10 protein-coding genes are annotated in these 14,095 nt (G+C 71.7%); 8 read left to right on the plus strand and 2 right to left on the minus strand.

Annotation, left to right across the window (positions count from 1 at the left end; all coding sequences use genetic code 11):
• The first annotated feature begins 291 nt into the window (after window positions 1-291).
• The 5 genes from ACRYMN_RS17350 (at window position 292) to ACRYMN_RS17370 (ending at window position 9,820) form a co-directional block, all read left to right on the plus strand.
• A complete protein-coding gene (locus ACRYMN_RS17350) occupies window positions 292-3,555 on the plus strand; it encodes a bifunctional diguanylate cyclase/phosphodiesterase (RefSeq protein ID WP_432497754.1) in 3,264 nt (1,087 codons plus the stop codon).
• Between the two features lie 533 nt (window positions 3,556-4,088).
• Window positions 4,089-4,805 carry a DUF8453 domain-containing protein gene (locus ACRYMN_RS17355; RefSeq protein WP_432497756.1) on the plus strand — a complete coding sequence of 239 codons (717 nt, stop codon included), beginning with the start codon at window positions 4,089-4,091 and terminating at the stop codon, window positions 4,803-4,805.
• Window positions 4,802-5,794, plus strand: coding sequence for a tyrosine-type recombinase/integrase (locus ACRYMN_RS17360; RefSeq protein WP_432497758.1), 993 nt, complete (start codon window positions 4,802-4,804; stop codon window positions 5,792-5,794). The genes ACRYMN_RS17355 and ACRYMN_RS17360 overlap by 4 nt, the downstream gene beginning before the upstream one ends.
• Window positions 5,795-5,917: 123 nt before the next feature.
• Window positions 5,918-7,381, plus strand: a complete 1,464-nt coding sequence (locus ACRYMN_RS17365) for an SIR2 family protein (protein WP_432497760.1) — start codon at window positions 5,918-5,920, stop codon at window positions 7,379-7,381.
• A 951-nt stretch (window positions 7,382-8,332) separates the two neighbouring features.
• A complete protein-coding gene (locus tag ACRYMN_RS17370; protein ID WP_432497762.1) occupies window positions 8,333-9,820 on the plus strand; it encodes a diguanylate cyclase domain-containing protein in 1,488 nt (495 codons plus the stop codon).
• Between the two features lie 153 nt (window positions 9,821-9,973).
• Here ACRYMN_RS17370 and ACRYMN_RS17375 read toward each other — a convergent pair whose 3' ends face one another.
• On the minus strand, window positions 9,974-10,897 hold the full coding sequence (locus ACRYMN_RS17375) for a helix-turn-helix transcriptional regulator (protein ID WP_432497765.1): 924 nt from the start codon (window positions 10,895-10,897) through the stop codon (window positions 9,974-9,976).
• A gap of 207 nt (window positions 10,898-11,104) precedes the next feature.
• Here ACRYMN_RS17375 and ACRYMN_RS17380 point away from each other — a divergent pair, with 207 nt between their 5' ends.
• Complete coding sequence (locus tag ACRYMN_RS17380; protein ID WP_432497767.1) at window positions 11,105-11,803, plus strand: SDR family NAD(P)-dependent oxidoreductase; 699 nt, start codon at window positions 11,105-11,107, stop codon at window positions 11,801-11,803.
• A 489-nt stretch (window positions 11,804-12,292) separates the two neighbouring features.
• Here the strand turns inward: ACRYMN_RS17380 and ACRYMN_RS17385 are convergent, their stop codons facing one another.
• On the minus strand, window positions 12,293-12,940 hold the full coding sequence (locus ACRYMN_RS17385) for a LysE family translocator (protein WP_432497769.1): 648 nt from the start codon (window positions 12,938-12,940) through the stop codon (window positions 12,293-12,295).
• A 375-nt stretch (window positions 12,941-13,315) separates the two neighbouring features.
• On the opposite strand from ACRYMN_RS17385, the gene ACRYMN_RS17390 reads away from it, so the two are divergent.
• The gene (locus ACRYMN_RS17390; RefSeq protein ID WP_432497772.1) at window positions 13,316-13,576 is read left to right on the plus strand and encodes a type II toxin-antitoxin system VapB family antitoxin; all 261 of its coding nucleotides are present in this window, start codon (window positions 13,316-13,318) and stop codon (window positions 13,574-13,576) included.
• The gene (locus ACRYMN_RS17395; RefSeq protein ID WP_432497774.1) at window positions 13,573-13,989 is read left to right on the plus strand and encodes a PIN domain-containing protein; all 417 of its coding nucleotides are present in this window, start codon (window positions 13,573-13,575) and stop codon (window positions 13,987-13,989) included. Before ACRYMN_RS17390 ends, ACRYMN_RS17395 begins: the two co-directional genes overlap by 4 nt.
• The last annotated feature ends 106 nt before the right edge of the window (window positions 13,990-14,095 follow it).

Genomic DNA, 14,095 nt, shown 5'->3' on the forward strand with positions numbered 1-14,095 from the left:
GCCGGGCCAGCGCAGTGCCGGGCCAGCGCAGTGCCGGGCCAGCGCAGTGCCGGGCCAGCGCAGTGCCGGGCCAGCGCAGTGCCGGGCCAGCGCAGTGCCGGGCCAGCGCAGTGCCGGGCCAGCGCAGTGCCGGGCCAGCGCAGTGCCGGGCCAGCGCAGTGCCGGGCCAGCGCAGTGCCGGGCCAGCGCAGTGCCGGGCCAGCGCAGTGCCGGGCCAGCGCAGTGCCGGGCCAGCGCAGAGTCCGCCGCAGGGAGGATCAAGGGTCAGGCGTGCGGTGCCGATGAGGCGCCGTGAACGCATCGGGATCGATCGAGAAGACGGTCGAGCCTATGGGTGAGGCGCTGGGCGCTCAGCGGTCGTGCTCGTGGTTGGACCGGCACCGGCTGCTGACCCATCTGCTCTTCGCGCTGGTGTACGCGCTGGCGGTGGTGGCTGGGCGTGCCACGCGCATGCCCGGCTCGACGCTGGCGCTGGTGTGGCCGGCGGCGGCGGTGGGCTTCGTGTGGCTGGCCTGGTCTTGGAGCCGGCAGGCGAGCGGGCGCTGGGACCGCGGTCCGCGCGCCGATCCGCGGGCCGATCCGCGGGTCGGTCCGCGCGCCGGGGGGCACCTGGTGGGTGCGGTCGTGGCCTTGTCGGTGCTGGCGGGGGTGTGCAACGCGCTGACGGGTACCGGCGTGGTGCTGGGCGCGGCCTTCGCGCTGGCCAACGGGGTGCAGGCGCTGGCCGGGGCCGCGGTGATGCGCCGGCTGCAGGTGCGCGCGCATTTGGTGCCCTGGCGGCTGCGGCGCCCGGGGGACCTGTCCGCGCTGGTGCTGGCCTCGATCGCCGGTTCGCTGGCCGCGGCGTGCGTGGGCCCGGTGGCGCTGTGGGCGCTGACCGGGGCGCCGTGGCTGCCGGCGGCCGGAGCGTGGCTGGTGCGCAACGCCGCGAGCACCTTCGTCTTCGCCGCCCTCGCGCTGCGCCTGGGCGATCGCGCCTTGCCGCCGGTGTGGGCCAACCCCCAGCGGCGCAGCGCCGGGGAGGTTGTGGCCGCGCTGGTGGTGCTGAGCGTGGGCTACACGGTGGTCTTCGGCCAGCCGCTGCACCTGCCGGTGGCCTTCACGCTGATCCCGTTGAGCATGTGGATCGGGTTGCGCTTCCACACCACGAGCACCAGCGTGCACGCGCTGCTGATCGGGGTGTGGGTGGTGACCTTGACCATGGCCGGGCGCGGGCCCTTCGCGGTGGGCTCGCCGGTCACGCGGGTGCTGCTGGCGCAGGTGTTCGTCACCGTCGCGGCCCTGGCAGCGCTGACGTTGGCGCTGCACCGCGACGAGCGCGACGCGCTGGTGCGCGGGCTGCGCGAGGCGCAGCAGCGCGCGGCCGAGCAGGCGGCGCTGCTGGGAGCGGTCTTCGAGACCAGCAGCGACGGGTTGAGCGTCTACGACGCGCGCGGGGCTGCGCTGCTGCGCAACCGCGCCGCGCTGCGCCTCTTCCCGGACCTGCCGCAGGGCCTGCCCAAGGATGCCTGGCACACCCGCTTCAGCTTCTCCCGCCCCGACGGCACGCCCTGGCCGGCATCGGAGCTGCCGGTGGCCCGGGCGCTGGGCGGGCAGGCGGTGCACGGCGTCGACATCCTCGTGCGCACCCCCGCGGTGCCGGCCGGGCGCCTGCTGAACCTGAGCGCCCAACCGCTGCCGGCCGGTGTCGGGCACGCCTGGGCCGGCGGCGTGGTCTTGGCCGCGCGCGACGTCAGCGCCGAACGCGCCGCGCTGGCGCGCCTGGCCGCCTCCGAGCAGCGCTTTCGCACCGCCTTCGACACCGCCCCGGTGGGCATGATGATCATCGGGCTGAGCGAGGACAACGCCACGCAGATCCTGCAGGTCAACACCAGCTTGTGCGCCTTCACCGGCCTGAGCCAGGCCGAGCTGCTGGCGCGCGACTTCCACGACCTGACCCACCCGGACGACCGCGCCGAGTGCATCGTCTCCTTCGCCCCCTTCCTGCTCGGTGAGGTCAGCGAGGCGCGGGTGGAGAAGCGCTACCAGCACGCCGACGGCAGCACCCGCTACGGGATGCTCTCGGCCACCGTCATGGGCACCGTGCAGAGCGCCGGCAACGCTGCCGAAGCTGCCAAAACTTCCGGTGGTGAGCTGGGTGGTGAGCGGGAGCGACCACACCTCCTGTGCCTGATCGAGGACATCACCGCCCGCAAGGCCGCGGAGCAGGCGCTGCGCCACCAGGCGCTGCACGATGCGCTGACCGGGCTGCCCAACCGCGCCCTGCTGCACGACCGCCTGGAGCACGCGCTGGCCGCCGCCGGGCGCGAGGGCGGGCGGGTGGGCGTCTTCTTCGCCGACCTGGACGGCTTCAAGGCCGTCAACGACTCCGCCGGGCACGCCGCGGGAGATGAGCTGCTGCGCGAGGTGGCCGCGCGCTTCACCGGCTGCCTGCGCCCGGGCGACACCCTGGCGCGCCTGGGCGGGGACGAGTTCGCCATCGTCTGCCCGGGACTTGCGGACCAGGCGGGCCTGCGGGTGATCGCGGAGCGGCTGCTGGGTGCGCTGCGCGAGCCGGTGCTGCTGACCTCGGGCACCTTCGCCGTCGGCGCCAGCATCGGCATGGCCCTGGCCGCCCCCGGGAGCGAGCCCGACGCGGTGCTGGCCCAGGCCGACACCGCGATGTACGGCGCCAAGCGGGCGGGCAAGAACCGCGCCCGCAGCCACGACGACGACGAGCAGGTGCGCAGCGCCCGCGCGCTGCGCCTGCTGCCGCAGCTGCGCACCGCGCTGGAAGCAGATGAGTTCGTCGTGCACGGCCAGCCGGTGCTGGACCTGGCCAGCGGGGGCGTGGTGGCGGTGGAGACCCTGCTGCGCTGGGCGCACCCAGTCCGTGGGCTGCTCTCGCCCGCGGAGTTCCTCGACGTGGCCGAAGCCAGCCCGCTGATGCTGGCGATCGGCCGGCGGGTGCTGGATGAGTCGTGCCGCCTGGCCGCAGCGCTCAGCGAGCAGCTGGGCCCCGGTGCCCCGGCGGTGCACGTGAACGTCTCCGGCCGCCAGCTCGAAGCCGGCAACCTGCACGACGACGTCCTGGCCGCGCTGCAGGCGCACGCCCTGCCCGCGCACAAGCTGGTGCTGGAGCTGACCGAGACGCACATGCCGCGCCTGACGCACTCGCTGCTGGCCGACATCCAGCGCCTGCGCGCCCGGGGGGTGCGCATCGCCATCGACGACCTGGGCACCGGCTACTCCAGCCTGGCGCGCCTGACCGAGCTGCCCGTGGACGTGCTCAAGATCGACTTGGCCTTCGTCGCCGGCCTGGGCGTGGACGCCGGCTGCGAGGCGGTGGTGCGCGCCGTCCTGGGCATCGGCCAAGCCCTAGGGCTCTCGGTGGTCGCCGAGGGCGTGGAGACCCCGCACCAAGAGCACCTGCTGCGCGGCTACGGCGCCCAGACGGTGCAGGGCTACCTGTACAGCGCCCCGCGCCCCGAGCACGAGCTCCTGCAACACCTGCTCGAGCGTCACCAGGCGCAGCGGCACCTGAAGGCAGAAGCGGCCGGGCACCTGCAGCTGTGAGACCGGCAGCTGAGAGACCGAATACCGGACACTGCGGACCTCACGGGACGAACAGCTGCCCTCAACGTGGTGAGCGTGCCGGACGGCCTGAGCGCCGACCTCGCGATCATGCCCCTAGAGCCCGCCACAAACGGTCGACCCCGGACTGACGACGAGCACGTTCGACGACGGGCACGTTCGACTCAGCACCGAGGCTGACCTGCACCTCGTCGTGGAAGACCGCGCCGGCCAGCAGCGGTGCCTGCACCGACGATCTCCACACCAGGAGGGCGCGCTGTTCGCTTCTGCGCCATCCAGCCCTGCCATCTGCGCCGATTCCCCTCCAGAGCAGCCTGGCGGTGGGCACAGTGGCCCGCGCTGGGGCCCGAGGCGACTCCCCCTCTGCCTCGGGTCCCAGCCCGGCCCGCACCGACTCAAATGGGTTGCTGCCAGCAACAAGTGCAACCAGCCGAGGCGACTGACAGGACTGTAGATAATAGATAAAGGACGTTATCTATGGGTCGGTGTCGCAGCTGGTCACTAGCGTCGTAACCATGACGCCTGCTCGAAGCGCTGTCCTCGCCGCGGCCTCCGATCCCTCCTGGACCGACGTGGTTGGCGCGCTCGGCGCCGCCGGCACTCTGGTCGTCGCCGTCTGGGCCCTGGTCTACGCCCACGGGCAGCTCAAGGAAGCTCGCACCCTGCGGCGTGAGCAGGCTCAGCCCTACGTGGTCGTCTCCGCCGACACCGCCAAGATCAGCCAGCACCTCGTCGACATCTCCGTCGCCAACCTCGGCACGACCGGGGCGCGCGAGCTGTCGATCACCTCCACGCCGCCGCTGGTGCGCACCGGTGACTCCGACACCGACGTCGTGCTGCCGGACGGTGCGCCCTTCCTGGCTCCCGGTCAGGTCTGGCACACCTTCTGGGACTCGACCATCGCACGCGAAGGCTCCGGCCTGCCCGACCGCTTCGAGATCACGGTCAGCTACACCGACTCCTTCGGGGAGCGGCACTCGACGACCTCGGTGCTGGACTGGAACGTCTTCCGGGGGCGCATGTTCGCCACCGAGTACGGCGTCCACGACGTGGCCAAGACGCTGCGTGAGGTGAAGAAGACGCTGGACAAGCTGGCGAGGCCGGATCGCATGGTCCAAGTCGCCACCTACGACGGCAAGACGCATGACGCGGAGGTCGAGCAGCAGCGCCAGGAGCAGCGCCGGCTCATGGAGCGCCTCACCCGGGAGCAGAACGGGGGTGCACCGTCGTGAACGGCGACCTCGTGCTCACCCTCGCGCCGATCACCGCGGCGAGACCTCCGGTGCGCCCGGCCCCGCTGGAACGCCTGCCCGGCTCCTCGGGCGACGACCCCTTCCACCGCATCGCCGCGGCCTGGCTGCTCAGCTACGGCGGGCACACCCAGACCGCCTACCGCCGCGACCTGCACGCCTGGGCGGCCTGGTGCGCGCACCTGGGCGTGCACCCGCTGGCCGCTGAGCGCTTCCACGTCGACGCGTGGGTCAGGCACCTGACCACCCAGCCCCAACCGCGCACCGGCCGGCCCGCCTCCGCCGCCACCATCGCCCGGCGCCTGTCGGCCCTCTCACGTTTCTACGACTACGGCATCCACGACGCCGAGGTGCTGACCCACTCCCCCGTCGCCTCGGTACGCCGGCCCAAAGTCAGCGACGAGAGCCAGGCCGTGGGCCTGACCGCCGAGGAGCTGCGCCGGCTGCTGGCCACCGCCGCCGAGCACTCCCCCCGCTCAGCCGCGCTGGTCGCGCTGCTGACCTTCTGCGGGCTGCGCATCTCCGAGGCGCTGGGCGCCGACGTGCGCGACTACGGCCACGACCACGGCCACCGCGTCCTGAAGATCACCCGCAAGGGCGGCAAGAGCGCCCGGGTGCCGCTACCTCCCCCAGTCGTCCGGGCGCTGGACGACTACCTCGGTCAGCGCACCAGCGGCCCGCTCTTCACCGCCGCCGCGGGCGAGGGCCGCTACCCGTACATCAGCGCCAAGCAGCAGCTGGACCGGCTCTGCCGCGCCGCGCACCTGCCCGCCGGCGTCACCCCGCACAGCCTGCGCCACTCCTACGCCACCGAGTCCCTGCGCCTGGGCGCAGCCTTGCAGGATGTGCAGGACGCCATGGGACACGCCGACCCGCGCACCACCCGCCGCTACGACCGCTCCCGGCACAACCTGGACCGCTCCCCCAACTACCTGCTGGCTAGCTCCTTGACCGGTGACAGCACGAGCTGACCTCGGCGAAGGCCGGGACGTGACAGACATCAACACCGTAAGGACCACACTGGTGTGCGTTGAGGTGTCACCACCACTGCAGGGCAGGGCATCTAACAAGATCAAGACCTACAGTCCCTGGTGATGAGCGCTGCAGAGCTCGATGAGGCCACCCTGGCGGTGCTTCGCCCCTTGGCGGCAGCTGACCAGCTCAACATCCTGCTAGGAGCTGGCGCCTCGGCAGGCGTGGGCCTGCCGGATTGGGACACCTTGGTGGTGCGTCTCCTTCAGCGCAGCGGGGTCTTCGGTGACGAGGCGACGGCTCGAGCCTTCCTGGCGCGTCAAGACCCGCAGCTGGCAGTCGAAGCGGCACGTCAGCAAGCGGAGAACTGGAACGAGCTGCTGCGCCGCTGTCTGTACGACCCTCCCGGCGACTCCGTCGCTGAAGGCCCAGTCGCTGAGGACTCCGTCTCCGAGGGGGAGGCGCAGCCAGGAGTGCTGCACTGGGCGACGGCGGAGCTGGCAGCTGACCGCCCGCTCGGGGATGTGGGGCTGTTCACCTTGAACTACGACCTGCTGCTGGAGACGGCTCTGGACGTGCTCAGCGAGGACCTCGGGCAAGGCAGGAGCGTCTTCTCCCGAGGGCAGGGCTCGCCGCGAGCCAGGAGAGAGCAGTACGAGGTGCACCACCTGCACGGGCTGATGGAGCCGCAAGCCGGTGGGCGCGCTGAAGGCGTCGTGCTGACCTTGAAGGACTACAGCGAGCTGAACAACCAGGAGCGGCCCTGGCAGGTCGCCGCGCTGCAGAACGCGCTCGAGCACGGCCCTCTGGTGCTGGCCGGCACCTCCTACCGGGACCCGGACGTGCGGCGGTGGATGCACCAGCTGACCCAACTGCCGGCGACGGGCTCAGCGGTCATGATCATTCTGGCGCGCGAGGCGATGGGGCTGACACGCGAGCAGTTCGCTCACGTCAGGGCGACCGTGACCACGCAGTGGAGCGCCATCGGCGTCCAGGCGCTCCTGGTCCAAGACCACGCTGATGCCGCGCAGGCGCTGCGTGAGCTGCCGGCGCTGCGCGAAGCCGACTACCGCACCCCCCAGCAGCGGGCTGCAGACCTGCTGCAGCGGCACCTGGACGACTTCACGCACCTTCAAGATCAACACGCCGCGCAGCTGGATGCCGACCTGGGCGATCTGCGCGCCCATCTGGGCGCTGACGCCAACCTGACCTTGTGGTTGGCCGACGGGCAGGGACGGCTGGCCCGCTGGGCGGCCAACGACCGCGTCCACCGAGCCCCGCGGCACCTGCGCTACGTGCCCAGCGGCCACGACAGCCCCTGGCTGGCCGGGCAGTGCCTAGCGAGCGAGGCCATGCTGATCAACGAGCTGACAGAGGGGGGCACCACCCGGCGGTGGCGGTCGGTGGTGGCGGTCCCGGTGCCCGTGGAGGTCCCCGGTGGCCCAGCGTTCTCCGCTGCCGCCCTCAGCTCCGCCACGTCCTCCTCGCTGGAAGACTGCGATCCTGACGAGTGGCGCATGGCCATGGAGACCCTCAGTCAGCAGTGGTCAGAGCGCCTGAAGACGGTCGCGGAAGCTCGTCAGTGATGCTTCGGCGGGTGAGCAGCGGGCAGACGGGCGGGAAGCTAGGGTGCTGAGCATCGAGAGGGGGCAACGGTGAAGTCCACAAGCCGCACTTCGGTGCGACGTCTTGCTTCGGGCAGCTACATCGTCAGCGGCGTGCGCAGCCGCAGCGCTATCACCGGCCGCTACGTGACCAAGAGTGAGACCACGGCGAGCCCGCGAAGCGCCGCTTCGGACAGCTCGGACAAGACGAGCAAGTCGTCTAGCAAGTGATCTAGCGGCCCACTAAAGGGCTGCTGTGCTTAGGGCAGACTCAAGCAACCTGCTGAGCTTCAGCGACAAGCGTTCGTTGAACACGCCTTGTGAGACGGCGTGTTGCGGCTTTAAAACCTCTTCCTTGTGGTGTCTCGAAAACGGTCGCTTCTGCGACGGCCCTGCTAGACAGCCCGGTCATCGACTCACACCTCAGTCAAGGCGGTCTCATGCGAGTCCCAGCCGTACCGCCCGGCAGGCGGGCGATGGTGCGCCGGTGGACGACCCGGCGTCTCGCGATGTAGGCGTTAACGGTGTCGTCGATGCCGTGCGCGCCGCTTGGCGGCACCTGACCGGCCTGCACGCGCACTTCGCCCCCTCCCCTGCCGTACGCGTGCTCACCACGCCGGCTTCGCGGCTGTGCCCACCCAGCTGGTGCGGCATCGTCACCGTCGCCGGCGCCACCGAGGCCAACGCGCCCGACGCGGCCCGCGCCCACGTCCTCAAGCAGGTTCTGAATCGCTCGCCCAGCGTCCAGCGCCTACTGCACTGCCTCACCACGCACGTGCACTGTGAGGCTTGTGCACCAAGGCGCGGCACACAGATGGCGCATCGAGCGGGGTGCTGCGCAGCCGATGTACCTACAGGTGCCTAGTGCAGGAAGGTGGGTGTCGGGACGGAAGGCGGCAGGAAATGACACGAGCAGCTGCAGGACCGAGCGCGATGGAACGCGAGAGTGTGCTGGTGCGCCGTGTGCGCCGGCTGCTGCTGCACCTGGCCCTCATCTCGCTGGTCTTGTCACTGCCCGCGCTGCACGGCGCAGCACCCGCGCTGCTGGTGGTGGGTACCGCTTGTCTGGCGAGCTTCGCCGCCTCGCTGACGTGGAGGTACCGCACCAACCGCAGCGGTGTCGTCTTCACCGTGTTCGATGCTGTGGCGATCATCGGCTACGCCTCGTGCACCCCGACCCCCGCAGCCACGTTCGGCTTCTTGTTCCCCGCGGTGTGGTTCCGCGCGCTCGAGGGCACTCGCGGTGGGCAGCTGGCGTACTGGGCGAGCTTGAGCACAGCGCTGCTCGTCTCGGTGCCTGTGTGGCACGCGGTGCATGAGGGTGTCAGTACCGACACCCTCGGCTTCCTGATGGGCGGCTTGCCGCTGTCGCTGCTGACGACCATCGCCGCCGGGCGCCTGGGCCAGGAGCTGCGCGCACGTGAACAGGCCCAGCAGCGCGATGGCGTCCTGGCCGAGCTGGGTACCCGGCTGCTGGGCGTCACCGACCGGGCCACCGTCTTGGTGCTGGCACGCGAGGCGACGCGTGCGCTGTGCCGTGTCACCCCGCAGCTGCAGGTCCTCACCGTGCTCACCAACGGTGCCGGCAAGCCGGAGGTGGTCAGCCGCGACGGTCTGCCCTGCTCCCCCAGCGCACTGCCCGTCGCGCTGCTGCCGGCCGCCGCTGGGCCGTTGAGCGCCTGGCACCAGCCCGGCGGGCAGGAGCTGCGGCGCGTGCTGGGTCCGGTCGAAGGCACGTGGATGTGGCTGCCGTTCCCCGAGGGCCGCGGCGGGATGGTCCTGGGAGGCCCGCAGACCGTGCTGGCTGATGCAGTCGTCTCGGCGCAATCGCTGCTCAACCAGGTCGCGCTCGCGCTGCGCAGCAGTGAGCAGCACACGAGCCTGGTCGCCCGCGCGACCACCGACAGCCTGACTGGCCTGGCCAACCGAGCTGCCTTCGAGGCCGAAGTGGCCACGATGCTGGCCCGTCCAGCGCGGGCGGAGACCGCCGTCCTCTTCGTGGACCTGGACGACTTCAAGTACGTCAACGACAGCCTGGGCCATGCCGCCGGCGACGAGTTGCTGCAGGTGATCGCCCAGCGGCTGCGCGCCACCGCCCGCGACGAGGACCTGTGTGCCCGCTTGGGAGGCGATGAGTTCGCAGTGCTGCTGCCCAACACGCCCGTCGGCGCTGCGGCCACCTTCGCTGAGCGTGTCGTGCAGGTCTTGTCCGACCCGATCCGCCTGTCGGGTCACCACGCCCGAGTCGGCGCCAGCATCGGCGTCACCGCTCTGGACACCCACAGCCTCGAAGAGGCCATGAGCTGCGCGGACATCGCCATGTACGCCTCAAAGTCCCGGGGCAAGAACCAGGTCAGCACCTACGACCCTGCCACGATGCCCTCACCGGCACCACACGCCATGGGCACCGGCGAGGCCTAGGAGGCCAGCGCCTCGGCAGCGCATCGGACCCCTGCCGAGGCTCGACAACGCCATCGCATCTCAAAAACGGTGGGTTCTGAGATCGCTGTGTCGAGAGGGCCGGGCGTGTGCGTTGGAGCGGCCGGGAGTCGTGAGCGTGCCGGATGCTCACCCTCACCCGCGACCGGGCCGCACGACCGCCTCCGCCCACTGGCGTGGCACGAGGTCCTTGAGCTGGTCGAGCTTGTCGGCGTCCGGGCTGCCTGGTGCGGCGGAGTACACCACCAGGCTCTGGTCGTCATCGGGCACCGCCAGGCTCTCGCAGTCCAGCGTGAGGCGGCCCAGGCCAGGCACGTCGTAGCTCTTGACGTCGCTGTGGCGGTGCTGCACGGGCCGCTGCTGCCACAGGCGGGCGAAGCGGGGCACGCGGGCGCGCAACTCCTCCACGGTGCGCCGCAGCCGGGCATCGTGCGGGTAGCGGGCCAGCGCGGCGCGGGCCTGGGCGACGGTGGCGCGGTCCAGCCGCGCCCCCTCCTCGCCCTCGAGGACCAGGCGGGAGGTGAAGGTCTGATCGGCGACGAAGTGCAACCACAGGTGGGTGCGCCGCTCGGTGGGCACCGCACAGAAGTCGCCCAGCACGGCGGTGGCCAGCGCGTTCCAGGCCAGCACGTCCCCGCGGGCGTTGACCACCATCGCCGGCAGCTCGCCCATGCGCTGCAGCAGCCGCAGCACCGAGGGGCGCACCACCTCGCTGATGTCCGGCGCGCCGGGCGGTGTGCTCCCGGCCAGGGTGAACAGGTGCTCGCTCTCGGCTCGCGACAGGCGCAGCGCCGAGGCCAGCGCCGTCAGGACCGAGGTCGAGGGGCGCGGTCCGCGCCCCTGCTCCAGGCGCACGACGTAGTCGACCGAGAGCCCGGCCAGCTGGGCCACCTCCTCCCGGCGCAGACCGGGGGTGCGCCGGCGCGCCGGCCACCTGGCCGACGTGGCCGACGCGGGTGACGCGGGTGACGCGACGGGCAGGCCGGCATCGCCCGGCGCCAACCGCTCGCGCCACTGCCGCACCGCCGCCGCCAGCTCATCGACATCGCCTGCGCTCACGGGTGCGAGTGTGCCCGGCCCGGCGCGCCCGGGCGCCTCCTGCGTGGCGCCTCCTGCGTGGCGCCTCCTGCGTGGCCCCTCGGGTGTGGGCCCCTCGCGGGTGGGGCCCTCGTGGGCGGGTGCCCGAGCGGGGCCTGCCTGGTACCGCCGGTCCTGGGCCAGGGCGTGCCTGGCGCGCAGGACCGCCCGAGCGCCACGGTCAAGGACGTGACCACCGTGCTGATCACCGGAGCCTCTCGCGGCATGGGCGCCCACACCGCCGGCGAGCTCGCCGCCGGCGGAGCGAGCGTCTTCGCCGGCGCCCGCCGCCCCGAGCAGCTCGCCGCACGGCTGCGCCAGGACGGTGCGCGCGGCGACATCCGCCCCATCGCCTTGGACGTCACCGACGACGCCTCGGTAGCCGCAGCGGCCGCGCAGGTCCAAGCGGCCGTCGGCGCCTTGGACGTGCTGATCAACAACGCCGGTGTGCCCGGCACCTGGGCACCGGCCGGCGAGGTCGGCCCGGACGACTTCGCCGAGGTCTTGGCCACCAACGTGCTCGGCGCCGTGCGCGTGACGCGGGCGTTCTTGCCGCTGCTGCGCCGCGGCGTCAGCCCACGGCTGGTGATGGTCTCCTCCGGGATGGGGTCGCTGACCCTGCAGAGCACCGACGCGCTCTACGCCGGCATCGCGCACCTGCCCTACCCCGCCTCCAAGGCCGCGCTGAACATGCTCACCGTGCAGTACGCCAAGGCCCTGCCGGGCATCTCGGTGACCGCGGTGGACCCCGGACTGACCGCCACCGAGTTCACCGGCGGCACCGGGCACAGCGTCGCTGAGGGCGCGCAGGCCATCGTGAGCGCAGCCCTGGACACCAGCGGGGCCACCGGCCGGTTCATCGACCGCCACGGCACCACCCCCTGGTGACACCCGCCAGGTGCCACCCGCCAGGTGCCACCCGCGCGATCCGCGTCCCCCGCCCTCTGCCCGGCGCCCTCTGCCCGGCACCTCTGCCCCGCGCCCCGTCCAGGGGCCAACGAGCGGGCCGGCGGACGCTGGACATCGAAGCGCGCGGGCACCGACGAGCCCCGACCGGGCTGGACTACCTACCGCTGCGGCCAGGCGCTCCCTCCACACCGCATCTCACAAACGGTCGGTTGTGAGATGGCTGGGCGGACGACGACCGCACGCTCGTGCCGATGTCCGCACCGTCCGACTGACCCACCGACGACGTGCTGGACCAGGCCGCGATGCCTCGGCGCCATGATCGTCATGACGCGCACCCACCGCGGCGGCGGCGGTGGTAGCGATCACGATGAAGCCACCCCTGGGAGAGCCACCAGCCGAGCGCGTCCCGGTGGGTGATGCTCCATCGACCGTCCGGGGTCGGGGGTGGACGAGGGGGGTTGCTGGCCGTTAAGGGACAGCTGCGGGGGTCGGGGCATCGATGGCGAGCTTGACGCCGATCGCGCCCAGGAGCGTGCCGGTGACCCACTTCTGCCACCTCATCCACGCCGGCTTGCGCTGCAGGAAGGTGGCGACCGAGCCGGCGGCGAAGATGATCGCGCCGTTCACCGCGACGCCCACGAGGATCTGGATCCCGCCGAGCTGGAAGCCCTGCGCCACGACGCTGCCGGCGGCGGGGTCGGTGAACTGCGGGATGAGCGCCAGGTAGAGGATCGCGACCTTGGGGTTGAGGAGGTTCGTCAACAGCCCCGCGCGAAAGAGCTTGCCGAACGAGTCGCGAGCAAGCTCGCGGGTCTCGAAGAGCGACTTCCCGCCGGGGCGCAGCGTCGTCCAAGCCAGCCGGAGCAGGTAGGCGGCGCCGGCGATTTTCAAGGCGATGAACAGCCACGGGACGATGAGGAACACCGCCGCCAGGCCGAGGTTGGCCATCACCATGTAGACGACGAAGCCGACCGCGGTGCCGCAGAGCGACGTCATCCCGGCACGCCATCCCTGGCTGATGCTGCGCGAGACGAGGTACATCATGTTCGGCCCCGGTGTCAGCGCGAGCCCCAGCTCGACCAGGGCGATGCTGGAGGCGGCGGCCGGCGAGATCATGCGGTGCTCCCTCGCGGATCGGATCAGGCATCCTCGGCGGTGCGGAGCCGCACCGATCGTGCCACGACCACGCAGGCGGCCCGGATCGACCAGCTGCTGCGCGAGCGGGGCCGCGGCAACGTCACCGACCGGGCGCGCACCACGCTGCTGCTGGACGGGACAGCGCGCACCTCCACTGGCACTGCTCACAGTCATGACTTCACGGTCATCCCGCTGTCAGGACGGTTCGCCGAGTGCGTCGCAGCGGGTCCATCTCCCCACGACCCTTGGCCGCCACGAAGACCCACCGGAGGATCCACGGGACGACTGGCGTGGTCGCGGCCACCCTCGTGTACATCGGCTACCCTCGACGTGTACACGATCAGGAGGTCGCACGTGAGCAAGACCCACATCGACATCGACGACGACCTGCTCGCCCAGGTGGCCGCCCTGACCGGGACGACCACCAAGCGCGACACCGTCGAAGCCGCCCTGCGCGCCACCTTGCACCAGGAACGCCGCCGCGCCGCCGCCGAACGTCTCATCACCCGCGCCGAGAGCGGTTACTTCGCCCCCCTGCTCCAAGAGCACCCCAAGGCCCGCGGCGAGGACGTCGAGGCGCCTGCTGCCGACGATCAGCGACAAGGCGCTGCGTGAGCTTCCTGCTCGACAAGTCCGCCCACGCCCGCTGGCACCAACCGCTCGTGACCGCCCGGTTGAACGACCTCCTGCGCGCGGACCTGCTCGCCATCGCCCGCCCGAGCGTGCTGGAGATTGGGTTCTCCGCCCGCTCCCCGCAGGACTACCGCGACGTCATCGCCGACCTCACCGAGGCGATGACCGTCATCGAGCTCAGCCAGGAGATCAGCGCCCGCGCGCAGGACCTGCAGGAGCGCCTCACCCATCGAGGCTGGCACCGAGCTCCTGGACCGGTGGACCTCCTGCTGGCCGCCACGGCCATCGAACACCAGCTGACGCTCCTGCACCTGGACAAGGACTTCGAGCTGATCGCTCGCGTCAGCTCGTTGCGACAAGAGCGAGTGGTTCCCCAGGACGCACCCACCGCGTGACCCCGACGAGGCGACCTCCGGCCGACCCGACCGACCTCACGGTCATCCCGCGTTGTGTGCGCGATCGCCGTCTCAAAAACGGTCGCGTCTAAGATGGCCGATAACT

This window comes from Kineococcus gypseus (assembly GCF_050871305.1).
Taxonomy (GTDB): Bacteria; Actinomycetota; Actinomycetes; order Actinomycetales; family Kineococcaceae; genus Kineococcus; species Kineococcus gypseus.